Source organism: Pseudomonas sp. Fl5BN2 (genome assembly GCF_009908205.1).
Classification (GTDB): domain Bacteria; phylum Pseudomonadota; class Gammaproteobacteria; order Pseudomonadales; family Pseudomonadaceae; genus Aquipseudomonas.
The window spans coordinates 272097-297106 of sequence record NZ_JAAARL010000001.1; the positions used below are offsets into that span (position 1 = coordinate 272097).

Consider the following 25010-nt stretch of genomic DNA (forward strand, 5'->3'; position numbering starts at 1 on the left):
TGCCTGAAAGGCAGGCACAAGTGACGCAATGTAGCGGCTGACAAGGCGATTGCCTAGTGTTAGCGCTGGTCGGTCAGGCTCTCGGTGCGATTTTTCTTCACCTGGGCCGGGACGAAATGGCAGGTAAAAGTGCTGCCGTGGCCCAATACGCTGCTGATCTCCAGGCGCGCCCGGTGGCGCAGCAGCACGTGTTTGACGATGGCCAGGCCCAGGCCGGTGCCGCCGGTGTTGGAGTTGCGGCTGGAGTCCACCCGGTAGAAACGCTCGGTGAGGCGCGGCAAGTGCTTGCTGTCGATGCCGATCCCCGAATCCTGCACGCTCAGGTGTGCGCCGTGCTCGTCACCCCACCAGCGGACACGGATGTTGCCTTCGGCCGGGGTGTATTTCACCGCGTTGAACACCAAGTTGGAGAAGGCACTGCGCAGCTCCGCCTCGCTGCCCTTGAGCTGTACCGAAGCATCGGCTTCCAGGGTAATGCGCTGGTTGCGCTCCCCGGACAACGCCTGGGCATCGCTCTTGATCGATTGCAGCAGCGCCTCGATGGGGACGGGCTGGTTGTCCGACGGGTAGTCGGTGGCCTCCAGCTTGGCCAGCAGCAGCAGGTCGTTGAGCAGGGTCTGCATGCGTCCGCCTTGCTGCTGCATTTGCTGCAGGGCACGGCTCCAGCGCGGATTCACTTCCTCGACGTTGTCCAGCAGGGTTTCCAGGTAGCCGCAGATCACCGTCAACGGCGTGCGCAGTTCGTGGGAAACGTTGGCGATGAAGTCCTTGCGCATCTGCTCCAGCTGGTGGATGCGGGTCACGTCCCGCACCAGCATCAGGTGCTCGTTGTTGCCGTAGCGGGTGATGTACAGCTGGATGCGCATACGGTCGTTGGCCGGGGAAGGAATCTCCAGCGGTTCGGCATAGTTGTCTTGTTCGAAGTATTCCTTGAAGCGCGGATGGCGCACCAGATTGGTCACCGGTTGGCCGCTGTCCTGGGGCGTCTTGAGGCCCAGCAGGGTTTCGGCGGCGCGGTTCCACCACTCCAGGTTGCCGTCGCTGTCGAGCATGATCACCGCGTCTTTCAGGGCCGCTGTGGACTCCTGGACTCGGTCGATCACCGCCTGTAGGCGCCCGCGGACTCGCTGATCACGGCGTTGCAGATGGTAGATGCTGTCGAACACTTCGCCCCACAGGCCGTAGCCATCGGGTGGTGCCTCGTCGGGTTGGTGCAGGCGCAGCCACTCGTGCAGGCGCAGCAGCTGTTTGAGGGTCCAGGCCAGGTAGAGGCCCAGGCCGGCGGCCAGGCTCCAGCCGTAGTAACCGCTGATCAGGCCTACCAGCAGGCAGCCGGTGATCAACAGCAACATGTGGCGAATCAGGGTGCCATGCCAGTTTTGATTCACTTAAAACACGTCCGGGTGAGTGGAGCAGCTCCGAGCTGCAAGCTTCAGTTCGAAGCGACGGGGTCCAGCTTGCCGCTTGTCAGCTTATGGCTTGCCGCTGCATTTATGCCTTTGTCGAAAAACGATAGCCGGTGCCGCGCACGGTTTGTACCAGATTCTCGTAGGCATCACCCAGGGCTTTGCGCAGCCGGCGGATGTGCACGTCCACGGTGCGCTCCTCGACATACACATTGCCGCCCCAGACCTGGTCCAGCAGTTGGCCGCGAGTGTAGGCGCGTTCCTGGTGGGTCATGAAGAACTGCAGCAGACGGTATTCGGTCGGGCCCATTTCCGCCGGCTTGCCGTCGATGGTCACCCGGTGGCTGATGGGGTCCAGCAGCAGGCCGCCGACTTCGATCGGCGCTTCGCCATCGGTGGGGCCGGCGCGGCGCAGCACGGCCTTGAGGCGGGCCACCAGTTCACGAGGGGAGAACGGCTTGGTGATGTAGTCGTCGGCGCCGACTTCCAGGCCCTGGATCTTGTTGTCCTCTTCGCCCTTGGCGGTGAGCATGATGATCGGGATGTCCCCGGTCAGCTCGTCGCGCTTGAGGCGTCGTGCCAGCTCGATGCCGGAGGTGCCCGGGAGCATCCAGTCCAGCAGGATCAGGTCCGGCTTGCGGTCGACGATGATGGCATGGGCTTGCTGCGAGTTCTCTGCCTCCATGCAGTCATAGCCGGCCATTTCCAACGCAACGGCGATCATTTCGCGAATAGGCGCTTCGTCGTCAACGATCAGAATGCTTCTGCCAACCATGCTTGAACCTCTTGTCATTTAACTGTCTTGCGCCGCATTAGATAACGGAATTATTGCAGTCGTGTGACAGTATTTCAGCTCGCGGGGCGAGGCGCATCTTCGTCGACTAAGCTTTGAGTCCGATTCCTGACAACCACAAAAGAAGGTTTCCATGACTCTGTTCAAGCAATCATTGAAAGTCCTGCTGGTGGGCGCTGTTCTGGCCTTGCCGACATTCGCTCTGGCCGCCGACCCGGCGATGAGCAAGGACGGCGTGCTGGTGGATCACAAGGGCATGACCCTCTACACCTTTGCCAAGGACGCTGATGGCAAGTCCATGTGCAACGACAAATGTGCCAGCAACTGGCCGCCGCTGATGGCTGAAGGCAGCGACAAGGCCATGGGCAAGTGGACGGTGCTCAAGCGTGACGACGGCAAGATGCAGTGGGCCTATGAAGGCAAGCCGCTGTACAGCTTCGTGATGGACAAGAAGGCCGGGGACATGACCGGCGAAGGCAAGATGGACGGCGCCTGGAAGGTCGCCAAGTCCGAATAGGCATCGAGCCCCGCAGCCGCTACTCGGGTCGCGGCTGCGACTTTGTGGGGATTTCAGCGCAACGCGTAATCCATCACCACGCCGATAAAGATCGCCATGCCCGCCCAGTGGTTGTGCAGGAAGGCCTTGAAGCATTTCATCCGGTCGCGATCCCGGGTGTACCAGTATTCCCAGGCGAAACATCCCGCTGCCACTGCCAGCCCCAGGTGAAACCAGGTCCCCAGCTCGAAGCGCGCGCCCGCCAGCAGCAGGCAGCCCAGTGACAGGCCCTGGAGGATGAGAATGATCGCCCGGTCGGCATCGCCGAACAGGATTGCGGTGGATTTGACCCCGATCCTCAGGTCGTCGTCGCGGTCGGTCATGGCGTAGTAGGTGTCGTAGCCCACGGTCCACAGCAGGTTGGCGATGTACAGCAGCCACGCGCTGGCCGGCAGTTCACCGTTCTGCGCGGTGAAGGTCATCAGGATGCCCCAGGAATAGGCCGCTCCCAGCACCACCTGGGGGTAATAGGTGTAGCGCTTCATGAAGGGGTAGCAGGCCGCCAGCGCCAGGGCGCCGAACGACAGCCAGACCGTGGTGGCGTTGGTGCACAGCACCAGCAGGAAGGCTGTGCCCATGAGGATCGCGAACAGCGCCAGGGCTTCCTTGGCGCTGACCTTGCCGGTGGCCAGGGGCCGCTGGTCGGTACGCTTGACCTGACCGTCGACCTTGCGGTCGGCAAAGTCGTTGATGGCGCAGCCACCGGCCCGGGTCAGGATCACGCCGAAGGTGAAGATCAGCACGTGGCTCAGGGACGGCTTGCCCTGGGCGGCAATCCACAGGGCGACCAGGGTCGGCCACAGCAGCAGGTAGATGCCGATGGGCTTGTCCATGCGGGTCAGTTGCAGGAAGTCCCAAGCCCGTGGATGCAGGCGATTGAGGGATTTGAGCAGGCTCAAGTACATCAGCAGGCCTCCGGTTGGGCTTCGATAGCGCGCCACAGGCTGGGCAGGAAAACCTCGGCCACCAGCAGGCTCAGGGGCCCGCGATCGAAGCGCGAGCGGCGGCCCCAGAGTCCCTCGGTTGCCACCGCAGCGGGCAGCCAGGCCTGAGGATAGCGGCAGACCTCGATGGGCCGGCGGGTAAAGGCCTCGTCGCAGAACAACAGTTCACCGAGGGAACGGCTGCCCAGTTCGTCGATATTCAACCCGCCCTCCTGCAAGGCGCTGCGTGCAGCAACGCTGCGGGCAAACACCCAGGCTTCGCCGTGGCCCCGCAGATACACCTCGCGAACCCAGCCCTGGCTGTGTTCGGGCAGGTCCAGGGCGGCGCATTCATCGTTGCGCAGGGTTTGCCATTCCTCCACCAGCGGCGTGACGCTGAAACCGTTGTGGGAGAGTCGGGTCAGGCGTCGGGTCAGCGACCCTTGATCGAACAGCCAGTTGGCGACAACTGCACCGGGGATCGGGGACAGATGGCTTTGCACCAGCCAGGTCGGGGCCGGCGCGGGGGACATTGAGTGCGGCACGGAGGGTCAGTATTGGCAGCAAATGAGGCGGCGAGCTTAGCATGGCAGCCGGCGGATTTGATTGACCCAGGACGCCTGGCGGCACGAACGTGCTTGCATCTGCCGGTAGTGATCAGTAAAAACCCCCAGTGCCGGACGCGGATCAGCGTGGCCTTTAGAGTCGATTCATCGACCGGTCCACCGGCAACGCCTGAATTCCTGAGGAAATGCATCAATGAAAAAGTGGCAATGTGTGGTCTGCGGCCTGATTTACAACGAAGCGGAAGGCTGGCCGGACGACGGTATTTTGCCGGGTACCCGCTGGGAAGACGTGCCCGCAGATTGGCTCTGCCCGGACTGCGGCGTGGGCAAGATGGATTTCGAGATGATCGAAATCGCTTGATCGATTTTTGTGGATTGAACAACCAATAACAAGGAGCAGGGAATGAGCGCACCGGTAGTGATCGTGGGAACAGGCTTGGCGGGTTACAACCTGGCCCGGGAATTTCGCAAGCTCGACGGCGAAACGCCGCTGTTGCTGATCACCGCCGATGATGGCCGTTCCTACTCCAAGCCGATGCTCTCCACGGGGTTTGGCAAGAACAAGGACGCCGACGGCCTGAGCATGGCCGAGCCCGGTGCCATGGCCGAGCAGCTCAAGGCCGAGGTGCGCACCCATACGCGCATCAGTGGCATCGATCCCGGCCACAAGCGCCTGTGGATCGGCGAAGAGGCGGTGGCCTATCGCGACCTGATCCTGGCCTGGGGCGCGGAAACCGTACGGGTGCCGGTGCAGGGCGATGCCTCTGAGTTGATCTTCCCGATCAACGACCTGGAAGACTACGCCCACTTTCGTGCCGCGGCGGCCGGCAAGCGCCGGGTGCTGTTGCTGGGGGCCGGCCTGATTGGCTGCGAATTCGCCAACGACCTGATCCTTGGCGGCTATGAAGTGGATCTGGTCGCCCCGTGCGAGCAGGTGATGCCGACGCTGTTGCATCCTGCTGCAGCTGCGGCGATCCAGGCTGGCCTGGAAAGCCTTGGGGCACGATTCCACCTGGGGCCGGTGCTCAACCGCCTGCAACGCAGCGCCGACGGCCTTGAAGCCCATTTGTCCGATGGTCAGGTGATCGCCTGCGATCTGGTGGTCTCGGCCATTGGCCTGCGTCCGCGCATCGACCTGGCCGCCGCCGCCGGGCTGGTGGTCAACCGTGGGGTGGTGGTGGACCGCGAGCTGAAAACCTCCCACGCCAATATCTATGCCCTGGGGGATTGCGCCGAAGTCGATGGCCTCAACCTGCTGTACGTGATGCCGCTGATGAACTGCGCCCGGGCTCTGGCGCAAACCCTGGCCGGCAAGCCGACGGCGGTCAGCTACGGCCCTATGCCGATTACCGTCAAGACCCCGGTCTGCCCGTTGGTGGTGTCGCCGCCGCCACGGGGTAGCGAAGGCGTCTGGACCGCTGAAGGGCAGGGGGCCGACATCAAGGCCCTGTGCCGAAATGCCAATGGCCAGCTGCTGGGCTACGCCCTGACCGGGGCGGCGGTGATGGAAAAACTGGCCCTGAACAAGGAACTCCCGGCCCTGCTGGCTTAAATACGGGTCGTTCTGTCGGATTAACCCGGTTTCAGCCCTCACAAAGGTCGTGGGGAGACTGGCGCCACTCTCAAGCGCGTGCCATCCTCACACCCGTCTGCCGCAGTGTAGAGCCTGCGGCGCCTTGGGCGCTGTTCCCGTGAACAGCACGGACATAACAACAAAAAACCGTCAAAGAGGCTTCACACTATGCGTAAACCAGAACTCGCCGCAGCCATTGCTGAAAAAGCAGACCTGACCAAAGAACAGGCCAGTCGCGTGCTCAATGCCATCCTTGAGGAAATCACCGGGGCTCTGCACCGTAAAGACAGTGTCACCCTGGTTGGTTTTGGTACCTTCCTGCAGCGCCACCGTGGTGCGCGTACCGGCAAGAACCCGCAAACCGGTGAGCCGGTGAAGATCAAGGCCAGCAACACCGTGGCATTCAAACCGGGCAAGTCGCTGAAAGACAGCGTCAACCCATAAGCATTGAGCGAGTTCCCGTCACCGGGAGCGCGCAGGAAAAGATAGGCACGCCGAGCGCATCGAGTGCCTATTTTTTTGCCCGGCGTTTGCTGGCGGATCAGCTTGCGCACCCGGGGTGGCGTGGCTAGGATGCGCGATTGTTTGACTCGCGACCTAAGGCCAAGGATGACCCGCCCCACAGACAGATCCCCAGTATTGGCAGCCGTGCTTCGTTGCCTGGGGAGCCCAGGCGCAGCCTCCATGACAGTGGGCTGCATCCTTGCTCTTGGCCTGTCATCGGCCTCGGCCGCAGGCAATTCGCGGTTGAGCCAGATCGGTTATCGCGAGGCCCTCAGCTGGTTCCACAGCCAGCAGTACGGCAGCTCCGGTGCCTGGCTCTGTGGCTACTCCCTGGCCCGCGAGGACTACAGCGTGGCACCCAAGGCTCCGCGGTTGATGGTGGAAGTGGATGAGCGCTTTCTCTACCTCAAGACCGGCGGGCAACTGGTGGAGCTCACCGGCGTCGCCCAGGGCCCCGAGCGCAGCGAGTACCAGAATGCTGGCGCGCACATCCGAGTCACCCTGAACATCCTCAAGCGCAACAATTTCAGCGAGTACCAGGAGTCTCACGACCGCCAGGTGCTGGCGCAGATCGAGATGAACGATCAGGTCGAAACCCTCACCCTCAAGGGGCAATCATGCGGTACTTGAACCTGGCGGGCCTGGGCCTGCTGATCGCCAGCGCGGCCATGCCCGCCCTGGCGGATGAATCGAACCCGGGCAAGGGCTGCTACGGCTACCTCACCGAAATGGTGCGCAGCAGCGATTTTCCCTACCGCGACTTCACCACCCCGGAGCACCTCAAGCTGCTGATCGATCAGGATGATGGCGATCAGCTGAGCCTGCAACTGTTCTATGAAACCTCCGGCAGCGGGATCATCGGCTGGGTCCGCTACGACGTACCGCAGCAGGCGTTGTGGAATGTCACCATCGATCCCGAGGAGCCGCAGGCGTTGAAGTTTGACCCGCGCTTTGCCCGGGAGTATGCGGCCTGCCTCAAGGCTCGCTGACCCCTGGCCTGGAGCGCAAGGCCAGGCGCCTCTGAACGCGGCAGCAGCACCCCCGGCGGCGAGGCTTCCTGACTCAAGGTTGCCGACAGGCTCCTTGATTGTTGCCAGTCATTGCCTGAAAATTTGCCGCTGTCCGACTCCCCCTTTTTGCATGGAACGCGAACCTCTTGTCCTCTTACCGCATTCAAGAAGCCGACCTCGACATCCCCGATACCTGGCAGGATCAGAGCATCAACATCTTCAAGCTGCCGGCCGTGGGCGGTGCCCAGGAAGCCAGCTTCGTCATCAGCCGCGATCCGAGCCAGGGCGACGCCGACTTTGCCGACTATGTGGCCAGGCAACTGACCAGCGCCGAGCAGCAACTGCCGGGTTTCAACCTGCTCAAGCGTTGGGACTTCGACATGCATGGCCACGCCGCGGTGCTGCTGGACTACAGCTGGAAGCGCGAAGGCCGCGAGCTGATGCTGCGCCAGGTGTTCGTCGAGCGTAAACCGGCGGTGCTGATCACCACCCTGACCACCACGGCCAATGACCTGGTGCACCACGAGCCCGCCTGGAAGCAGGCCATGCAGAGCCTCAAGCCCCAGCCTTCGGTGATCTGACCCCAGGCTGAGTAGCGCACCATGGATATGTTGGCAGCAGCCCGCCTGGGCGATGAGATCGCCCATGGCTTTGGCGTGGCGGCGATGCTGGCCGGGGCGGTGGCCGGTGCCCTGATCGGCGCCGCTGTGGTGGCAGCGACCGTGGCCACCGGTGGGGTGGCGATCGCCATCATCGCCGGCTCGGTCGCGGCCGGCGGTTTGTCGATGTTCCAGATCGCCAAGGGCCTGAGCACGATCTTCAACCTGCCCGAACCCAGCACGGGGGTGCTGGTGGAGGGCAGCTTCAATGTCCGCATCAACCTGCGCAACGCCATGCGCGCGGGCCAGGACCACTCGTCCTCGTGCAGCGGCCTGCCGCTGAACCATCCGCCCTGGCCGTTCCCGGTGTTGATCGCCGAGGGCAGCGCCAAGGTCACCATCAACGGCAAGCCGGCAGCACGCCTGCAAAGCAAGATGGTCTGCGGTGCACACATCAAGACCGGCAGTGAAAACACCTTCATTGGCGGGCCCACCGTGCAGGTGGCGTTCGTCCTGGATATTGAAGGCTGGATGCACACTGGGCTTGAGGCGCTGGGTTTGCTGGCGGCCGGTGCAGCCCTGGTACTGGCGGCTTGTGCCGGGGCGGCGGCGTTTTTCGGCGCCGTGGCGGTCGGTGGCGCGATGTATGGCGGGATGTCGCTGCTGGGGGACCTGGGCGACCGTTTGGGCCCGGGTTATCGTGACCTGCTTCAGGGCGTGGCCGGCATGGCCTTGCTGGGCATGGGCCCGAAGTTGGCGCGTACGCCGATGAGCGCGACACAACGCACGCTGATGGCGCAGCGACGCCAGGCGCAGATGCTCAAGGACAATCGGGGCTTCAACGTCAGCCCGGTCGCGTGGGACAAATACCCGACCATCGGCCGCAATGGCACATATGTTTCCGACAAGAAGGGTGTCGCGGATATCATCGGCGACTTTTCCGGGCGTTCGAAAGTCACCATCAGCACCGAGAAGGCGGCGAAGCTCGAACGGGCTTTTGGTCTGGAAGAAGGCTCGTTGAAAGACGGCTTCAAGATCCGTCAGGTCGATAACGTCATCGAGCGTATGCCGAGAAGCCCGATGGAGGGCAACCAGTACTTCCTCGGACCGGGTAAGCACCTGCCGGGAGGAGCACCGGAAATGGTGGTCGAGTCGATCCCGACCAAAGATATTGACGGGGTCAAAACCTTAACTGAGGTGTTTGTAAGTGACTGAGCAAGAATTGCAGGCCTATGTGGAAAAGGCGGATGCCGACACAGTACGTATTCGGGTCATTGCCGCTTCTCTGGATGCGGCCTTGGTGGCTCTGGGGTTTAGCGCAACGATCGAACCGGGGGTTTATGCCCAGGACGTAGCGGACGACGGGCGCAAGGCGCAGCTCTTCGATGCCTTGCGCACGCTCGGCGTGGCCTTTGCCGATGGCAAGGAATGGTGCCCGGCCGAGGTTTTTGAATACCTGCGCGACATGAACCTGCTCAGCGGCAAGTTCACCCGGGTTTCCTGGCGAGAGCCCGGGCGTTATCACCTGGTCGAGGTCTGATCGTTTGAGCCAGCAAGCCGCCATTTGCGAGTGGTGGCCGTATAGAGGACCGAGATGAAATTCAACGATCTGTTTGTCAGCCGCGAGGAAATGTTCTCGATGGGCATCGAAGAACTCAGCGGCCAGTACTACGTCTCCTTCCCGGTCAGCCTCGGTGTGGTCGACTACGAGGAGTTCTACGCCATCGATCGTGCGACCTTCGAGCGGTTCGAACAGGATCTGCAGGCCGCCCTGGAGTTCGTCACCCGCGGTAGAAAGCGCGAGCTGGATCGGTTGCTGATCATCAAGCCGGGCAGCAATCGCGGCACGGCGATCTGACCCGGCCTCCAGCAAGTGCTCAGGTCAGCGCTGTCAGGAGTTGCTTGTTGAACGACTCCTTCAGTTCCTGGTGATTGGTGTAGCCCAGGGTCTGCTCGCTCAGAATCTTCGCTAGCGTTTCTTCGTCCGGTTTGATGGCGTTGGTTTTCAAGGCGATAAAAATCAGCGGGACCGGATAGGCGTAATACTTTGGCCTCTCGATGACATCGCTCACCAGTGCGGGGCTGACGTTGAAGAGGTTGAACAGGACAGGCAGGTGAACATCCTGGAGCTGGCGCAGAATTACCTGGCAGGTATTTTCAATGCCTTGCTCTGTCACGGGCAGCAGTGGGCAGGCGGCTTTTTCGCTGACCGTCGACAAGCTGTAGACCAATTTTGGATTGGCCAGGTTGGACGGGTAGGGCGGGCTTATCCGCTCGATCTCGGCCTGCAGGGCCGGGTGTTCGACGAAGATGATGATTTCGTAGGCGCGGGTGTTGGCCAGGTACTGGAAATGCAGGCTCGCCACGGCGCCCGATTCTTTCTGGGCAATCACCACTTTGTTCTTGGTGACTTTTACTCCGGGATAACCTGCGAGCTCGCTCTTCAAGAAAAGTTGGAGCGCCTTTTCGAAGTGGCTGCGCAATTGATGGGTGCCTGCTTTCATTTCTTGATGGGTCCTTCAATCATGAAACGGCGGTACGACGATCCGCCCCGACCGTCGTTGAGCCCGATGTGCAGGCCTCTGCTCACTTGCCGAACGCGGCATTGATCTCCTTGAGGCTATGGCTGTAGTGCTTTTTCTTCGGATGGAAGTAGACCTCTTTCAGGCTCTTGGAGGTCAGCAGCGGGCTCATCTCGCCGTCTTTCAGGTCCCAGAATTGCAGTGAGCTCAGGCGCTCCATTGCCGGGGCGAACGACACTGAGTCGAGCTCGGAAATGAACACTTCCTCAAGGGTCTGGTTTTCCGACAGGAATCCGTAGTCCCGTAACTGGCTGCATTTTTCGACGTGCAGGGTCTTCAGGCTCTTGAGCGCGTTGATGGTGCTGATATCGAGCATCTTCGGGCTGTGCTGGATCTGAATCGATACCAGCCCGTCCAGCGTCTCGATGCCGGTCAGTCGCTCGATGTTGCCGCCGCTGATTCTCAGTTCCTGCAGTGCGCTGAGCTTCGAGAGAAACCCGCAATCCTGATTCTTCACCGCCACCAGCAACAGGTGCTTGAGTCGGGGCAGTTCCAGGGGCTCCAGCGCTTCGTCTGCGCCGGTAATGTAGAGCGTCTCCAGGCTGGGCAGTCGCGAGAAGTCGATACGGTCCTTGAGGTAGGGGAGCGACAGCAACTTCAGCTGCGGCAACGCGTACAGCGGGCTCAAATCGACCTGCTTCAGGTCGATGTCATCCGACAGATCCAGTGATTGCACGCTGTTGTGCCTATTCAGCGCACTCAAGTCGAGCGGCGTACTCTTGGCCGCTTTGGCAGAGCCCATGACCCGGAGGTTGGCGTAGCCCTTCTTGCTGGCGTATTCGATACCGGCGGCGAACTGTTGGGCCGGTATTTCCAGTGCGTCTATGTCTTCGTTGTAGCTGAAATTCTTCATTACTTACCCCCACATGATCCGGATTTCTTGAACTGGTTGTCCAACTTCGTGGCCAGCCTGTTCACTTTGCGCTGGGTCTTGGCATCCGCAGCTTCGTAATACTTTTTGCCTGGCGAGTTGAGATTCGGGCTGTTGGCGAACTTCGCCGAGTTGCGCGCGTTGTACTTCTGCATCAGGCGATGTTCCACCATGAAGCCCATCTTGCTGTCGCCGAAGTCCAAATGGGCAAACTGTGTAGCATTGCCCTTGCCTTTGATGCGGGCGAGCATCGAGTTGTTCATGCGGGTCACCGGGCCCTTGCCGATGTAGGAGATCTTGCCGTTGGTGAAGATGTAGGTGCCTGTCCAGCCGAGCGGATCAAAATACGTCAGCGGGTTGGGGCCGTAGGTGTAGAGGTTCAGGCCGCCTTCGAGGCCGATGGGGTCGGGGCTGATGTAGCGGCCGATATCCGGGTCGTAGAAGCGGAACGTGTTGTAGTACAGCCCTGTTTCGCGGTCATGGTACTGACCTTGAAAACGCAGGTTCTGTTCCTCGAGGTAAGAGGGCTCGCGCTGTTCCTCGGCAATGTTCCCCCACACCCGGTAACGGGCCTGCCAGACGCTGTGCCCATCTGCTTCCGTGAGCTGTTGCGGCAGGCCATTGAGATCGTTGTGATAGTGCCGGACCTTCTGCAGGGCGCCCGTACCATCGACCCGGGCCAGCACTTCGAAGCCCTCGTCGACATACAGATAGAGGCTGGTGGTGCTGTTGCGCTGCTCTTGCAGCAAGCGCAGGCCATCCCAGGCGAAGCGGGTTTCGCCCAGTAGATAACCCTGGGCGTCATGTTCGGTTTTCTGGATGCGGCGACCCAGGGGGTCGTAGCTCATGCTTACCGTTGTTTGCCGCTGGCCGGCCTGATTGCGCACCTCTATCAGGCGGTGTTCAGCGTCATAGTGCATGTGCTGGATCAGGTGGCCGGCGCTGCGTTTCTCGATCAGCCGGCCAAAGCCGTCATAACGGTAATGCTTGTCCTGGAACACGCGCTGCTGGTTATGCAGGACCGATCCAGACGCGGCCGATTGGCCATCCAGCAGGTTGGCGGCAGCGTCGTAGGCAAAGGTTTCGGTCTGGCCCAGGACATTGTCCTGGCTGGCGATGATGCGTTCGCTCGCATCGTAGTGATACAGCTGGTGGTGCCCGCCGCGTGGGCGCTGTTCGAGCCGGCCGATGAGATTGTCGGCAGGGTCATACTCAAAGTGCTTGCGCACTGGCGCTGGCAGCGCCGCGGGCTGTTGGGTCGGACGTTGCAGGCGCGAGCGCAGGCGCCCGGCGCGATCATATTCGCTGAGGGTCGTGAGCTGGCCCTGGGTCCGCAGCACCTCGCGGTGCAGGCGATCTCGCTCGAAGTCGCTGATCACCTGGCCGTCCACATTGATCTGGTGCAGGTGGCCGCTGCCGTAGTACAGGCGGTTGATCCAGCGCTGATCCGGCAACTGGCTCTGGCACAGGTTGCCCAGCTCGTCGTAGTGATGCTGCAAGCAACCGGCCGCGCTCTGTTCTTCCAGCAGCTGGCCGAGGGCGTCGTAGGCGAAGCTCAGGGTTTGCGACTGCTGGTTCTGATCGGTAAAGACCACCTGCGTCAGTTGATCCAAGGGATCATGCTGATACTCGGTCAACCCGTCGCTGGTGACCTTGGCGAGAATCCGGCCCACCGCATCGCGCTCCAGGCGATGGACGATCTTCGGTTGCTCCACGTTGCCCGCGGGGGCTGCCAGATACTCCACGCCTACCACGTTGTCCAGCACGTCATAGTGGTACTGCTGCACGCTGCCATTGAGGCCTTGTTGCCGGGTCAGGCGATCCCCGGCATCCCAGGCAAATCGGTAGCTTTCAGCGTTTTCGTTGCTCAGTGCCTGCAGGCGGCCGTAGGCGTCGTAACTGAACTGCACCCGGCGCCCATGGGCATCGATGCGTACCTGAAGCTGGCCCTGTCGATCGTACTGATAGTGGGTGGCGTGCCCGGCCGGATCGATGTAACCGGTCAGCTGGCCGCTGTGGTCACGCAGGAACTGCTCGACACGGCCGTCCGCGAGCTGGTTGCGCAGCAAGCGCCCACGGGCGTCGTGCTGGTAGACCGTCTGTTCGCCCAGGGCATCGGTGACGGCCTGCAGGTAGCCGCGGGGTTCATAGCTGAAGTGGGTCGGGTAGCCGGAGCAATCGGTGAACCGCAGCAACTGCCCCAGTTCGTTCCACTGCAGATGCTTGGTTTTTCCGCTGGCATCGGTGATCTCCACCATCCGCCCATGGCGGTCATGGCGATAGCGGGTGGCGTAGCCCAGCGGGTCGGTTTCACAGAGGCAATTGCCGCGCGGATCGTAGTCGTAGGTCCAGCTATTGCCGGCGGCGTCGGTTTCGATCCGCGGCAGCGACCAATGCTCCAGCCAAAGGGTCGACTCGCGCCTGCCGAGGGGATCGAGGGTTTCGCTGAGGTTGCCGGCTTCGTCGTAGCTGAGCTGGAACTGCCCGCCCTGAGGGTCCGTTGCGCCCAGTAGCTGGCGTTGGTCATTCCACTGGAACTGCCAGGTCTGCCCGAGGTTGTCGGTGTAGTCGGTGATTTGATGCTGCTTGTCCCAGTGCCGGGTGCTCTGGCGTTGCAGGCCGTCCTCGATCCGGGTGATGCCCGCCTGCAAGTCATAGTCAAAGCGGTACTCTTCGCCGCTATCGGTCCAGTGCCGCACCACGCGCCATTCGACGTCGTCGATCTGCGCCCACTGATAGAAGCAGCGCAGCCCGCTGGGCAGCTGGTGCTCCACCATGCGCCCGCCCTCGTAGGCAAAGCGCCGCTGCACCTGCTGGCTGGCGTCCTCTACCTGAGCCAGATCACCATGGGCGTCGTAGGCGTAACGGGCGAGGATTTCCCGCTGCTGGTCCGGGTACAGGCGCTCTATCTGTTGCACCCGGCGCGGCCATTGCGCGCTGTAGATCAGTTCGACCTGAACCAGATCGAAGGTGTCGCGCAGGCGGATCAATTGCCCGGCCGGGTCGTAGTCCAGGTAAATGCGGTTGTCGTTGCGGTCGCCGAACTGGCTCAGGCGCAGCCGCGAGCCTTGCCCGGGGTCGGGCTCGAAAAGACGGTACAAGCCGTTGTTGCTCTCGATCAGCAACTGCCCGTTGCCGTTGCGCCGGACACTCAGCCCTTCGCCGGGGCTGAAGGCGGCAGCGCCCAGGGCAATCGAGCCCATGTCGATGCGCCGGCCCTGTTCATCGATATACACCAGGCGCTCGCCGCCCTCGGGGTGGGTTTCGATCAGCACGCTGATTTCGTAAGGCACACTCCAGCCGCTACCGAACAGCCCGTCGTAGCGTTGGTCGAGGCTGTTGTAGAAGCGCTGCCAGTCGATGGGCAGCAGGCCCGGCAAGACGAAGTCCAGGTCCGCGGCGCCACCCAGGACCTTGGCCCCGGTCGCCGCATGCACCGGGTTTGGCGAGCCCACCACGGCATTGGTCAGGGCTCCCATGGCCTGGCTGACCACAAACGAATTGACCCCCGCCAGCAACATGCAGGGCAGGTTGGCCTTGAAGTTGCCCTTGCCGCCCTTGAGCATCATCAGCACGGTAATCGCCAGGCCGATTCCCGGGGTCTTGCCGCTGCGGATCTCGCGCACCACCACCGAGCCGCCGCCGATGCTCACGTTGGACGACACCATGCCCGCCGCGACCACCTTGGCGTCGCAGGTGCTGCGGTCGCCGCTGCGCACGGCCGGCTGGCCGTTGATGCTGACCTTTTCCGAGCCTTCGGCTAGAAACTGCGGCGGCATCGGCGGGTGCTTGGTGCAGGTCACCAGGTCCAGCGGCTTGGGTTCCGTACCGGGGGCAGGGGTGGCGACGGTGGGGCGCCACATCTGCGAAAAGAACCCTTTGGCCATGTCCAGGAAGCCGGGTTCCGCCTCTGCCGCCGCCGGTGACGGTGACTCGCTGGCGGGCGCCTGGCTTTCCGGGGTGCCCGAGGGCGGGGCAGGGGGCGGTGCCGTACCGGCGGCCCGGGCGGCGGGAATGTTGTTGGTCAGTGTGTTGGTGGAGCCGCTGAGGATGGTGGCCTGCACGGAGGGCGGAAACAGCGCGTCGCCTATCCAGTCGCACATCTTCGTCAGGCCTTTGTCGGCCCCGCTCTTGCTCATGGCCAGCCCGACGATCACCCCCACCACGGCGCCCAGCAGGCAGGCTCCGAGCCCGCCAGTGGCCACGGTGATGCCGGTGGCGGCCACCACTGCGGCAGTGGCCAGGGCGGTAATCGCGATGTTGGCGGCGACCTCCAGCACACCGCTGAGGATGTCCGCCATCACCGAGCTGTGTTCGAGCCCGTCGCCCAGGCGTGCGGCCCACAGAAGCGCGTCAGACATGCCGGAGGCTCATCATCAAGGTGTGTTGAAGTTCAGGGACTGCTTGATGGTGGCCCAGTGCGCGGCGTCACTGTCGTTCAGCGGTTGTGCCTTGACGTAGCTGAGGGCAAGCATCTTGTGGGTGCCGGGCAGGACCAGGGCCAGTTGGTACTGAAAGACCTGCTCACTGCCCTTGTTGAACTGGCTGCGCAGTTCCAGAGCGTCGACCTCCTGGGCGCTGCCCACGCGCACGGCCACGCCGGGCTGGTAGCGTAGCTCCTGAACCTGTTGTTCGAGCTTCTTGAGCTGGCTGTCGAAGCTGCTCTGCAGGGTTTCACCCTTGGCCAGCTGGCTGCGGCTGACGATCAGCGAAGTGCCCAGCTGCGGGAACTTGAGGATGTTGATCGACGCGTCCAGCAGCTCGCTGGGCGGCAAGGCGAACTGAAATTCGTTGATGCGATAGGTCATGGCGCTGGGCTCTCGTTAGGGGTTGCCCTGGGGCTTGGGAAACATGGCGTCGACGCTGGCATCGATGCTGCCTTTGACGCCCTGGCCCTCAGGGGTCGCGCCGGCGCTACCGCCGTTGTTCAGGTGCAGTACGCCGCCGGTATTGAATTCGGCATCGCCCGAGGCATAGAAGCTGATCTGCTTGCCGCTGAGGTTGATCTGGCCACTGGCGTTCAACTCCAGCACGCTTTCGCCGCAGACCAGGCGCAGGTTCTCGCCAACCTCGATGATGTAGCTCTGGCTGATGCTGTCGGTCTTTTTGCCGCCGACCACCAGCACGTCGAGTTCCTTGACCGCGCGCAGGCGGGCGGAGCCGATGGTCACGGTCTCGTCGCGGCCAATACTCTTGACCCGGTCATTGCCCACCGAGTGGCTTTCATTGACCTCGACCACGATGTCCTGGTTGCGCTCGGCGTGGATGTACAGCTGCTCCGCGCCCTTTTTGTCTTCCATGCGGATTTCGTTGAAGTTGGCCGGGCTGCCGCCCTTGCTCGACCGGCTTTTCATGCCGCTCTGGGTGGCGTTGGCCGGCAGGTCGTAGGGCACGGTCTGTTCGGCGTTGTACACCCGGCCGGTAATGATCGGGCGGTCGGGGTCGCCTTCGAGGAAGCTGACGATGACTTCCTGGCCGATGCGCGGAATCTGCATCGAGCCCCAGTTCTTTCCGGCCCAGGCCTGGGATACGCGAATCCAGCACGAGCTGTTTTCGTTGGACTGGTCATGGCGGTCCCAATGGAAGTGCACCTTGACCCGGCCGTATTGGTCGGTCCAGATCTCCTCGCCGGCAGGGCCCACCACCCGTGCGGTCTGCGGGCCCTGGACCATCGGCTTGTGGGTGCTGGCCAGGGGCCGGAAGCTCTGCTGCGCATCGATGCAGGTCAGGTGGCTTTCGAACTGCGCCGAGCCGCCGCCACCGCCGGTTTCCAGACTTTCCTGGACCACGTAGTAGCGGATGCCGACGATCAGGTATTCCCGGTTCTGGTCCTGACGGCTGAAGCCGCTGAGAGTGAACAGGTGGCCGGCGCCCAGGCCCCGGGCGTTGCCGCTGAGCTCGATGCGCTCATGCAGGCTCTGCAGGGCTTCGATGCGGGTTTGCGCATAGTGCTCGCCGTCGCCGCTCTGCACGTAGGTGCCGGGGTAGTCGTAGAGCGGGTAGTCACCGGCGCTGTGGGGGCGCGGCATGGCCGAACGCACATCGATCCGTGCGCTAGGGCGCTGGAAATCGTAGTCGTTGAGCTCCAGCGAACCGGGCTGTACTTCCTGGGCCAGGTGCCAGTCGAACAGGTGGTCGCGCTCGCGCTGCTGCTCGTCCCGCGGGTAGTAGGGCACCGAGGCGTAGCCGGGCACGCTGCTGTGGGCGCCATAGGCGTCGGCCAGCACCACCACGTGGCGGTCCTTCTCGTGGCGGAAGAAGTAGTAGATGCCTTCCTGTTCCATCAGCCTGCTGACGAAATCGAAGCTGGTCTCGCGGTACTGCACGCAGTATTCCCACTCCCGGTAGGGTCGGCTCAGGGCGTCTTCGAAATCGGAAAAACCCAGGTCGCGGAACACCTGCTTGATGATCTGCGGGATGCTCAGGTTCTGGAAAATCCGGCAATCGGAGGTACGGCTCAGCAGCCACAGCCAGGGCCGCAGCGTTACCTGGTAACTGGCGAACTGGCCCGTGTCGATGTTCTGGCTGCAGCGCGCGACGATGCCGTGGAAGTGCCGCTGGCCGCCACCGTCCAGTTGCACGCTGAGGCCCATGGGCTTGCCCAGCAACTGGTTGAGGTCGATGTTGGCGTCGCTGGAGGTCAGTTGCAGCTGATAGTCGAACAGCCGCCCCAGCTCCTCGCCGCCGCCCATGCTCTTGAGCAGCAGGACGTCCGGTCCCAGGGGGCAGTTGACCTGTGCCAGTCGTGTGGATTGCTGAAATAGCATCGTCAGTCTCGTTGAATGCGTGGTGTGCCTGGCCGGCCCTCTGTAGGAGCGAGCTTGCTCGCGAAGGCGCCAGGTCCATCACCGTGGCGGGCGCTTCGCTGGCAAGCCAGCTCCTACGGAGAGCGTGGGGTCAGGCCGGCTCGCTGAAGTCGTAGTGCAGTTCGTTGTCACGCTGGCTGATGCGCACCCCGGCCAGAGCCTTGCCTTCGAGCATCCGGGTGAGGAACTCGCGGCTCATGTCCGGCAACAGGCTGTTGGTCAGGATGGCGTCGATCATCCGGCCGCCGCTTTCGGTCTCGGTGCAGCGCGAGACGATCAGGTCGATGACCTCGTCGTCGAAGTCGAAATCCACCTTGTGAGTGCTTTCCACGCGCTTCTTGATCCGCCCCAGTTGCAGGCGGGTGATCGCCTTGAGCATGTCGTCGCTCAGCGGGTAGTAGGGGATGGTCACCAGGCGCCCCAGCAGCGCCGGCGGGAAGATCTCCAGCAGCGGTTGGCGCAGGGCCTTGGCGATTTCCTCCGGCTCGGGCACGGCCTGCGGGTTCTTGCAGACGTTGGCGATCAGCTCGGTACCGGCATTGGTGGTGAGCAGGATCAGGGTGTTCTTGAAGTCGATCACGCGACCTTCGCCGTCTTCCATCACGCCTTTGTCGAACACCTGGAAGAAGACTTCATGCACGTCCGGGTGGGCTTTTTCCACTTCGTCCAGCAGCACCACGCTGTAGGGTTTGCGTCGCACCGCCTCGGTGAGCACGCCGCCTTCGCCGTAACCGATGTAGCCCGGCGGCGCACCCTTGAGGGTGGACACGGTGTGGGCTTCCTGGAACTCGCTCATGTTGATGGTGATGACGTTCTGCTCGCCGCCGTACAGGGCTTCGGCCAGGGCCAGGGCGGTTTCGGTCTTGCCGACCCCGGAGGTGCCGGCGAGCATGAACACGCCAATCGGCTTGTTCGGGTTGTCGAGGCCGGCGCGGGAAGTCTGGATGCGCTTGGCGATCATCTGCAGGGCGTGGTCCTGGCCGATGATGCGTTTCTTCAGGTGCTGGTCGAGGTTGAGCACGGTTTCCAGCTCATTGCGGGCCATGCGCCCCACCGGAATGCCGGTCCAGTCGGCGACCACCGAGGCCACCGCCTGGTAGTCGACGGTCGGCAGAATCAACGGGGTCTCGCCTTGCAGGGCGCTGAGGCGCTGTTGCAGGTCCACCAGCCGCTCTCGCAGGCCGTGGCTTGCGTCGCCGACGTCGCTGTCCACCAGGCCGACGTTCTCGCGCAGTTGGGCGCGGGTCGCCAGCAATTCGTCGACCAGGGTCTTCTCTTCGGCCCAGCGGCTTTCCAGCGCGGCCAGGCGCTCGCGCTCGGCGGCCAGCAGGCTTTCGCTGTTGACCTGGCGGTTGCCGATGGCCACGCCGATTGCCTGTTCCCGGGCGATGATCTGTAGCTCGGTTTCCAGGGCCTCGATGCGCCGACGGCTGTCGTCCACTTCGGCCGGCACCGCGTGCAGGCTGATGGCAACCCGGGCACAGGCGGTGTCCAGCAGGCTCACGGATTTGTCTGGCAACTGGCGCGCTGGAATGTAGCGGTGGGACAGCTTGACCGAGGCTTCCAGGGCTTCGTCGAGGATCTGTACCTGGTGGTGCTGTTCCATGGTCGAAGCTACGCCGCGCATCATCAGCAGCGCCTTGTCTTCCGAAGGTTCGGCCACTTGCACCACCTGGAAACGCCGGGTCAGGGCCGGGTCTTTCTCGATGTGCTTCTTGTACTCGGCCCAGGTGGTGGCAGCCACGGTACGCAGGGTGCCGCGGGCCAGGGCCGGTTTCAGCAGGTTGGCCGCGTCGCCGGTGCCGGCGGCGCCACCGGCACCCACCAGGGTGTGGGCTTCGTCGATGAACAGGATGATCGGTTTGGGCGAGGCCTGGACGTCCTCGATGACCTGGCGCAGGCGCTGTTCGAACTCGCCCTTCATGCTGGCGCCAGCCTGCAGCAGGCCGACGTCGAGGCTGCGCAGTTCAACGTCCTTGAGCGCTGGCGGTACGTCGCCGGCGACGATGCGCAGGGCGAAACCTTCCACCACCGCAGTCTTGCCCACCCCGGCTTCGCCGGTGAGGATCGGGTTGTTCTGCCGGCGACGCATGAGGATGTCCACCAGCTGGCGGATCTCTTCGTCACGGCCGACGATGGGGTCGAGCTTGCCGCTGCGGGCCTGCTCGGTGAGGTCGACGGTGAAGCGCTTCAGGGCTTCCTGCTTGCCCAGGGCGCTGGGGGCCATGGCGCCGCTGGCTTCGCCGGGTACCGCGCCGGCATTGAAACCGTCGCTGGCGCTGAGGGCGTTTTCCGGCGAGTCACCGACGTATTCGTCAAAACGCTCGCTCAGGGCTTCGACCTTGATCTTCTCGAATTCCCGCGACAGCCCCAGCAGCGCATGGCGCAGGCTCGGGGTCTTGAGGATGCCGATCACCAGGTAGCCGGTGCGCACCTGGCTTTCGCCGAACATCAGGCTGCCGTAGACCCAGCCGCGCTCCACCGCTTCCTCGACGTGGGACGACAGGTCAGTGATCGAGGTCGAACCCCGGGGCAGGCGGTCCAGCGCCTCGGTCAGGTCCTTGGCCAGGCGTGCCGGCTCCAGGTTGAACTGGCGGATGATCCGGTGCAGGTCCGAGTCCTGCAATTGCAGCAGTTGGTGAAACCAGTGAGCCAGCTCCACATAGGGATTGCCCCGCAGTTTGCAGAAGACCGTAGCGGCTTCGATGGCTTTGTAGGCAACGCTGTTGAGCTTGCCGAACAGCGCCGCGCGACTGATTTCACCCATGCTCTGTGCTCCTTGGTGTGCGTGAGGTAGTGGCCTGATCGGCGTAGTGCCGGGCCAGTATTAGATCCTTGGCATCGCTGCCGGGTTGGCCGAGCCAGGTGTTGAAACCCAGGCGCTGGCGGCCGTTGAGTTGCAGCTTGGGCACTTCTTCCTGGAGCAGGACCAGGTTCAGGTCCCAGTCCAGCTCGAAGCCCAGGTATTCGGCGACCCAGGCCACCAGCTCCTGGAACTGCTGGCCGTCGGGCAGCATCCCCAGGTAGGCGTCGAGCTTCAGCGGGCCGAGGCGGATACGGAATTTGTGCTGGCGGTCCCAGACGTGGCTGCCCAGGCAGAAGTCCACGCCCAGCTGGTGAGCCTGGACCCCGACCCGGCTGCGCTCCGGCAATTGCAGCCACTGGCCGACGTATTCCTCGATCTCTACCGGCAGGCCGAAGTACTGGTTGATGATCGCTCGCAGGCCATCCGGATAGCGGGTCTGGGCCGCCAGGTGGCCGCTGTAGTGCAGCTTGGCGGTGTCGGCAATCAGCCCCTGCTTGAGCAGGCTGGGCATGCCCCGGCCACTCAGGGCCGCCAGCCGCGCGGACCAGTAGTCGTCGTCCGGGCGGTCGTGGCTCACGGTTGGCCGGGCTTCGGCCCAGGCCCGGTAGAACAGGCTCAGCAGGCGATGGTGGAACACATCGAGAAAGCGCTTGCTGGTGCTGTCGGCATTGTTGCGCTGGCGCTCGCGCACGTATTCGGTGATGTGCAGCGGCAACGGCCCGTTGGGGCCGCCGAGGCCGAAGAAGAACTGCTCCAGGCGCGTGGCCGCGCCCTCGCTGCCGGGGGTCACCGAAGCCAGGGTCGAGGGGGCGAAGCTGCAGTCGGCCTGTTGCCCCAGGCGCAGCGGATCGTCCGCCAGGCGCAGGGAGTGACCGAAGCGCGGCAGTTGCGGTGACAGGCATTCGATCCGCCGCAGGGCCTGGAAGAAGTCGTACTCCCAGGGCTCGGCGTGCATCGCCGTCAGCGTATTCAAAGAGTCGGACGCCGTCCGGGCTTGGCTTTCCATCGCATGATCTCGCCGCGTTCGGTGGTACGGATCACCGTCTCGGTAAAACTGTTGATCGACACGTAACGTGCCAGGAAGCGCTCGAAGACCGCGCCGAGCAGGAACACCCCGGTGCCGCGAAACGCGTTTTCATCGAATTCCAGGGTGATCTCCAGGCCCCGGCCGAAGACGATCGGCCCGGGCATCGGCAGGCGCCGGGTTACCGCCTTGCTGCTGACTTCGCGCAGGCCTTCGATCTGCAGTTGCAGGGCCGCGTCGTTGCTGTCGCCGTACAGCCGCAGCAGTTCACGCAGGGCTGCCGCGCCCTGGCCCTGTTCGCTCAGGGACAGGTAGTTCAGCGACAGCTGGCTGATCAGGCGCCAGGCCTTGCCGTCATGGGCATGGCTGGGGCGCGGCCGGCTCGGACCGGCCAGGCAGCGGATGGCTTGCACCGGGGCGCTGTCGGCCAGGGTGAAGTCGGTCTTGCCGTTGCCCACGTTCATGAACAGCGGCAGGTCGCGGTTGGTGCACAGGGCGCTGACCCCGAGCTGGCGCAGGTCGTGGCGATAGGGCGCCTGCTGGCTGTCCACCAGGCTGACGAAGGATTCGCTGCCGATGTAGGTCGAGCGCGGGCCGTTGCGACGCTGGTCGCTGGACAGCACCCGGGGCTCGCGGCGGACGATGTGATAGGCCTGGTCGCGGCCATAGCGGGACGGATCGCGCACCGCGTAGAACGGCAAAAAGGGCTGCTCCGGGCCGGTGCCGTGGCCGCTGATGGCGGTCAGCGAGTGCACCTCGAAATCCATTGGCCGGGTGCGGTCGGCGATCACATGATGTTCGTTGACCCGATTGGACAGATGGATACGGTCCAGGCGCTTGGGAAACAGGTTGATCGCCGGGGTGCAGAAGGGCACGAATTGCGCGGCGCCGACACTGCCTTCCAGGCTCTGGTCGAAGCGCTCGAAAAGCACGATCAGCTCCAGTTCCTGGCCGGCGCAGCGCTGTACCGCGCGGCCCAGTTGGGCGAACTCGACGAACAGGAAACGGTTGGGCAGGGCGAAGTATTCCTGCAACAAACGGTAGCCCTGGAAGGCCTGGGGCACCACCGGCAGGGCCGCATCGCGGTCGTCGAAGCCCCGGGAGCGCAAGGCATCCAGCGGCAGGCGCTCGACCCAATCACCGCCCGGGGCCCGGGCAAACACTGCGCAGGCATTGCCCAGCAGTTGTTCGTAGAGGCGAAACGGCTGCTCATCGTTGCCGTTGAGGTACAGCGGCAACTGGTCCAGGGCCAGGCTGCTGAACGCCAGCTCGGCGCCGGTGCGCAGGGTCAGGCGCAACCCGGCCTTGGCCTTGGGTTCACTGGCGGCCAGGCGCCCGAGCACCGCCGCGGGGTTGCCGAAATATTCGGCCTGGCTGACTTGCAGCGGCCACAGGGTCACCGCGTGCGCGGTGCGGTATTCGCAGCAGGTCTGGGTGTCGCGGCCCAGGGCGGCGCGCAGGCTGGTGTCGCGTGCCAGGGTGAAGCCGCTGCTCAGGGAACCTTCATCGGGATCGGCCTGCAACTGCACCACGGTCATCGACGGAGTCGGAGCCAGGTAGTGCGGGTAGGCGATCTCCAGCAGGTTGTGGGTGAAGGTCGGGTACTCGGCGTCGAGTTTCAGCTGCACCCGAGCAGTCAGATAGGCGAAGCCTTCCAGCAGGCGCTCGACATAGGGGTCGGCGCAGTCCATGCCCGACAGGGTCAGGCGGCTGGCGATCTTCGGGTATTCCTTGGCGAACTCCGCGGCGCTTTCGCGCACGTGGTGCAGTTCCTGGTTGTACAGCTCCAGCAGGCGCGGATTCATGAGCGCCTCCGGGAATCGGCGTGGACCACGCGGACGTGACCGGACTCCAGGTCCATGTCGGTTTGCAGCAGCAGGCGCAGGGGCATCGGCTGGGCCCATAAGTCGCCCTCGATCTCGAAACTCAGGGCGTTGTGGTTCATCTCGCCAGGTGCGGTGCGCGCGCGGACCCGCAGGGTGCTGCGCAGAATGCGCGGTTCAAAGGTGGCGATGGCCTGGTGAATCAGGTTTTCCAGGGCCGGGATATCGATGCTCGACGCGCTGTAGCCGGCCAGGGCCGGCAGGCCGTAGTTGATCACCGAAGTGCCGGCAGGGGTATGCAGGGTGGCATCGGTTTCGAGCAGGGAGGTGGTGTTGAGCAGCCAGGCCAGGTCCCGTAGCACCGAGGCCTTGAGCTGGCTCAGGGACAGCACGCGCTTGTCCGGGCTTTCTTTCAGGTTGCCGGGCTCATCGTCGGTCAGACGATCCAGCAAAGAGGGCTGCAAGCGATCGCGGGCGGCGATGTCGGTGACCAAAGGGTTCGCTCCAGGATCGGATTGCGCAGGCATGACGTCACGAAAAGGGGCATGACCCAGGGCTCACGAGGAAGCGCTCCTCGCCAGCCGTCCCCGCGTATGCCGCGGGAGCGGGTCGATCGCCGCCCAGGGCGGCGATCGCAGCGGGTCAGCGCTTGGTGTTCGAGCGGATGTTCCAGCCGTACTTGATTGGGCCGCCGTCCTTGGTGCCGTCGGCTTTCTGCGGCTGGTACTCGACCATCACCTGAGCGAAGTTCAGGGTGACGTTCTCGGTCAGGCGATCATCGCTGCCCGAACCGCCGGTGCTCAGCGAGGTAACCAGCACTTCTTCCAGGTCGATGATCATGTACTCGACCTGGCTTTCGCCGCCGGCCTTGCGCACGGTCAGGCGCACCTTGTCGATGTGCTTGCCGCTGGAGCAATGCATCATCAGGTTCGGCGAGGCCTTGTCGACGTACTTGGTCAGCGACAGGTCCTGGATGTTCACCTTGCCCGCGCCGCCGCCGCCGCCAACGTGCATGTTGCCGGACTGGGACATGCCCCAGCTCCAGTTCAGCACGTCGACTTCGTCCTTGTGGGCTTTGTCCATGGACTCGCCCTTGATGTCACCGATCTTGATGAAAATATCAACAGCCATGTTTTCTCCCTGTGTGGCACTTGCCACGATGTTTCGT

At 63.4% G+C, this 25010-nt stretch carries 24 protein-coding genes; 10 read left to right on the plus strand and 14 right to left on the minus strand.

What is annotated here, in order from left to right:
- Nucleotides 1-59 precede the first annotated feature (59 nt).
- The gene (phoR, locus tag GV819_RS01330; RefSeq protein WP_178125225.1) at nt 60-1352 is read right to left on the minus strand and encodes a phosphate regulon sensor histidine kinase PhoR; all 1293 of its coding nucleotides are present in this window, start codon (nt 1350-1352) and stop codon (nt 60-62) included.
- Between the two features lie 139 nt (nt 1353-1491).
- Complete coding sequence (gene phoB, locus GV819_RS01335; RefSeq protein ID WP_003177195.1) at nt 1492-2181, minus strand: phosphate regulon transcriptional regulator PhoB; 690 nt, start codon at nt 2179-2181, stop codon at nt 1492-1494.
- Nucleotides 2182-2332: 151 nt separating this feature from the next.
- On the opposite strand from phoB, the gene GV819_RS01340 reads away from it, so the two are divergent.
- Nucleotides 2333-2716 carry a COG4315 family predicted lipoprotein gene (locus tag GV819_RS01340; RefSeq protein WP_161752755.1) on the plus strand — a complete coding sequence of 128 codons (384 nt, stop codon included), beginning with the start codon at nt 2333-2335 and terminating at the stop codon, nt 2714-2716.
- A 53-nt stretch (nt 2717-2769) separates the two neighbouring features.
- Here GV819_RS01340 and ubiA read toward each other — a convergent pair whose 3' ends face one another.
- Together ubiA and GV819_RS01350 are read right to left on the minus strand one after the other, a co-directional pair.
- Nucleotides 2770-3660 carry a 4-hydroxybenzoate octaprenyltransferase gene (ubiA, locus tag GV819_RS01345; protein WP_161752763.1) on the minus strand — a complete coding sequence of 297 codons (891 nt, stop codon included), beginning with the start codon at nt 3658-3660 and terminating at the stop codon, nt 2770-2772.
- Complete coding sequence (locus GV819_RS01350; RefSeq protein ID WP_161752765.1) at nt 3660-4223, minus strand: chorismate--pyruvate lyase family protein; 564 nt, start codon at nt 4221-4223, stop codon at nt 3660-3662. The genes ubiA and GV819_RS01350 overlap by 1 nt, the downstream gene beginning before the upstream one ends.
- 214 nt (nt 4224-4437) lie before the next feature.
- On the opposite strand from GV819_RS01350, the gene GV819_RS01355 reads away from it, so the two are divergent.
- From GV819_RS01355 to GV819_RS01395, 9 genes are all read left to right on the plus strand, one after another.
- Nucleotides 4438-4605, plus strand: a complete 168-nt coding sequence (locus GV819_RS01355; protein ID WP_011064271.1) for a rubredoxin — start codon at nt 4438-4440, stop codon at nt 4603-4605.
- A 42-nt stretch (nt 4606-4647) separates the two neighbouring features.
- Nucleotides 4648-5796 (plus strand): NAD(P)/FAD-dependent oxidoreductase, encoded by a 1149-nt coding sequence (locus GV819_RS01360; RefSeq protein ID WP_161752767.1) that lies wholly within the window; start codon nt 4648-4650, stop codon nt 5794-5796.
- 189 nt (nt 5797-5985) lie between these two features.
- Nucleotides 5986-6261 (plus strand): HU family DNA-binding protein, encoded by a 276-nt coding sequence (locus GV819_RS01365; protein ID WP_068577601.1) that lies wholly within the window; start codon nt 5986-5988, stop codon nt 6259-6261.
- 240 nt (nt 6262-6501) lie between these two features.
- A complete protein-coding gene (locus tag GV819_RS01370; protein WP_256667315.1) occupies nt 6502-6951 on the plus strand; it encodes a hypothetical protein in 450 nt (149 codons plus the stop codon).
- Nucleotides 6939-7310: a hypothetical protein gene (locus tag GV819_RS01375; RefSeq protein ID WP_161752771.1), complete on the plus strand. Its 372-nt coding sequence runs from the start codon at nt 6939-6941 to the stop codon at nt 7308-7310. Before GV819_RS01370 ends, GV819_RS01375 begins: the two co-directional genes overlap by 13 nt.
- Nucleotides 7311-7477: 167 nt before the next feature.
- Nucleotides 7478-7912 (plus strand): DcrB-related protein, encoded by a 435-nt coding sequence (locus GV819_RS01380; protein ID WP_161752773.1) that lies wholly within the window; start codon nt 7478-7480, stop codon nt 7910-7912.
- A 21-nt stretch (nt 7913-7933) separates the two neighbouring features.
- Nucleotides 7934-9145 carry a PAAR domain-containing protein gene (locus GV819_RS33460; RefSeq protein WP_161752775.1) on the plus strand — a complete coding sequence of 404 codons (1212 nt, stop codon included), beginning with the start codon at nt 7934-7936 and terminating at the stop codon, nt 9143-9145.
- Nucleotides 9138-9470, plus strand: a complete 333-nt coding sequence (locus GV819_RS01390; RefSeq protein WP_161752777.1) for a hypothetical protein — start codon at nt 9138-9140, stop codon at nt 9468-9470. Before GV819_RS33460 ends, GV819_RS01390 begins: the two co-directional genes overlap by 8 nt.
- Before the next feature lie 54 nt (nt 9471-9524).
- Nucleotides 9525-9788, plus strand: coding sequence for a hypothetical protein (locus GV819_RS01395; RefSeq protein ID WP_161752779.1), 264 nt, complete (start codon nt 9525-9527; stop codon nt 9786-9788).
- Between the two features lie 19 nt (nt 9789-9807).
- On the opposite strand, the gene GV819_RS01400 is transcribed toward GV819_RS01395, so the two are convergent.
- The 10 genes from GV819_RS01400 to GV819_RS01445 all read right to left on the minus strand — a co-directional run bounded on the left by GV819_RS01400 (nt 9808) and on the right by GV819_RS01445 (nt 24973).
- A complete protein-coding gene (locus GV819_RS01400) occupies nt 9808-10434 on the minus strand; it encodes a hypothetical protein (protein WP_161752781.1) in 627 nt (208 codons plus the stop codon).
- An 82-nt stretch (nt 10435-10516) separates the two neighbouring features.
- Nucleotides 10517-11365, minus strand: a complete 849-nt coding sequence (locus GV819_RS01405; RefSeq protein WP_161752783.1) for a toxin — start codon at nt 11363-11365, stop codon at nt 10517-10519.
- The gene (locus GV819_RS01410) at nt 11365-15744 is read right to left on the minus strand and encodes an RHS repeat-associated core domain-containing protein (protein ID WP_161752785.1); all 4380 of its coding nucleotides are present in this window, start codon (nt 15742-15744) and stop codon (nt 11365-11367) included. Before GV819_RS01410 ends, GV819_RS01405 begins: the two co-directional genes overlap by 1 nt.
- 15 nt (nt 15745-15759) lie before the next feature.
- Nucleotides 15760-16191 (minus strand): DcrB-related protein, encoded by a 432-nt coding sequence (locus tag GV819_RS01415; RefSeq protein WP_161752787.1) that lies wholly within the window; start codon nt 16189-16191, stop codon nt 15760-15762.
- 15 nt (nt 16192-16206) lie between these two features.
- Entirely contained in the window at nt 16207-18150 is a 1944-nt protein-coding gene (locus tag GV819_RS01420; RefSeq protein ID WP_161752789.1) for a type VI secretion system tip protein VgrG, read from the minus strand.
- 130 nt (nt 18151-18280) lie between these two features.
- The gene (tssH, locus tag GV819_RS01425; protein ID WP_161752791.1) at nt 18281-20956 is read right to left on the minus strand and encodes a type VI secretion system ATPase TssH; all 2676 of its coding nucleotides are present in this window, start codon (nt 20954-20956) and stop codon (nt 18281-18283) included.
- A complete protein-coding gene (gene tssG, locus GV819_RS01430; RefSeq protein WP_161752793.1) occupies nt 20949-22001 on the minus strand; it encodes a type VI secretion system baseplate subunit TssG in 1053 nt (350 codons plus the stop codon). Before tssG ends, tssH begins: the two co-directional genes overlap by 8 nt.
- Nucleotides 21965-23824 (minus strand): type VI secretion system baseplate subunit TssF, encoded by a 1860-nt coding sequence (gene tssF / locus GV819_RS01435; protein ID WP_161752795.1) that lies wholly within the window; start codon nt 23822-23824, stop codon nt 21965-21967. The genes tssG and tssF overlap by 37 nt, the downstream gene beginning before the upstream one ends.
- Nucleotides 23821-24336, minus strand: a complete 516-nt coding sequence (gene tssE, locus GV819_RS01440) for a type VI secretion system baseplate subunit TssE (protein ID WP_161752797.1) — start codon at nt 24334-24336, stop codon at nt 23821-23823. Before tssE ends, tssF begins: the two co-directional genes overlap by 4 nt.
- Nucleotides 24337-24484: 148 nt before the next feature.
- On the minus strand, nt 24485-24973 hold the full coding sequence (locus GV819_RS01445; protein ID WP_161752799.1) for an Hcp family type VI secretion system effector: 489 nt from the start codon (nt 24971-24973) through the stop codon (nt 24485-24487).
- Nucleotides 24974-25010: the final 37 nt, after the last annotated feature.

Bases quoted from the DNA above. Each gene is read 5' to 3' on its own strand.
- tssG (WP_161752793.1), bottom strand. From the start codon at position 22,001: ATGGAAAGCCAAGCCCGGACGGCGTCCGACTCTTTGAATACGCTGACG.
- GV819_RS01340 (WP_161752755.1), top strand. From the start codon at position 2,333: ATGACTCTGTTCAAGCAATCATTGAAAGTCCTGCTGGTGGGCGCTGTT.
- phoB (WP_003177195.1), bottom strand. From the start codon at position 2,181: ATGGTTGGCAGAAGCATTCTGATCGTTGACGACGAAGCGCCTATTCGC.
- GV819_RS01370 (WP_256667315.1), top strand. From the start codon at position 6,502: ATGACAGTGGGCTGCATCCTTGCTCTTGGCCTGTCATCGGCCTCGGCC.
- GV819_RS01415 (WP_161752787.1), bottom strand. From the start codon at position 16,191: ATGACCTATCGCATCAACGAATTTCAGTTCGCCTTGCCGCCCAGCGAG.
- GV819_RS01395 (WP_161752779.1), top strand. From the start codon at position 9,525: ATGAAATTCAACGATCTGTTTGTCAGCCGCGAGGAAATGTTCTCGATG.
- GV819_RS01405 (WP_161752783.1), bottom strand. From the start codon at position 11,365: ATGAAGAATTTCAGCTACAACGAAGACATAGACGCACTGGAAATACCG.
- tssH (WP_161752791.1), bottom strand. From the start codon at position 20,956: ATGGGTGAAATCAGTCGCGCGGCGCTGTTCGGCAAGCTCAACAGCGTT.
- ubiA (WP_161752763.1), bottom strand. From the start codon at position 3,660: ATGTACTTGAGCCTGCTCAAATCCCTCAATCGCCTGCATCCACGGGCT.
- GV819_RS33460 (WP_161752775.1), top strand. From the start codon at position 7,934: ATGGATATGTTGGCAGCAGCCCGCCTGGGCGATGAGATCGCCCATGGC.
- GV819_RS01445 (WP_161752799.1), bottom strand. From the start codon at position 24,973: ATGGCTGTTGATATTTTCATCAAGATCGGTGACATCAAGGGCGAGTCC.
- GV819_RS01420 (WP_161752789.1), bottom strand. From the start codon at position 18,150: ATGCTATTTCAGCAATCCACACGACTGGCACAGGTCAACTGCCCCCTG.
- tssF (WP_161752795.1), bottom strand. From the start codon at position 23,824: ATGAATCCGCGCCTGCTGGAGCTGTACAACCAGGAACTGCACCACGTG.
- GV819_RS01410 (WP_161752785.1), bottom strand. From the start codon at position 15,744: ATGTCTGACGCGCTTCTGTGGGCCGCACGCCTGGGCGACGGGCTCGAA.
- GV819_RS01360 (WP_161752767.1), top strand. From the start codon at position 4,648: ATGAGCGCACCGGTAGTGATCGTGGGAACAGGCTTGGCGGGTTACAAC.
- GV819_RS01365 (WP_068577601.1), top strand. From the start codon at position 5,986: ATGCGTAAACCAGAACTCGCCGCAGCCATTGCTGAAAAAGCAGACCTG.
- GV819_RS01400 (WP_161752781.1), bottom strand. From the start codon at position 10,434: ATGAAAGCAGGCACCCATCAATTGCGCAGCCACTTCGAAAAGGCGCTC.
- GV819_RS01355 (WP_011064271.1), top strand. From the start codon at position 4,438: ATGAAAAAGTGGCAATGTGTGGTCTGCGGCCTGATTTACAACGAAGCG.
- GV819_RS01375 (WP_161752771.1), top strand. From the start codon at position 6,939: ATGCGGTACTTGAACCTGGCGGGCCTGGGCCTGCTGATCGCCAGCGCG.
- phoR (WP_178125225.1), bottom strand. From the start codon at position 1,352: ATGTTGCTGTTGATCACCGGCTGCCTGCTGGTAGGCCTGATCAGCGGT.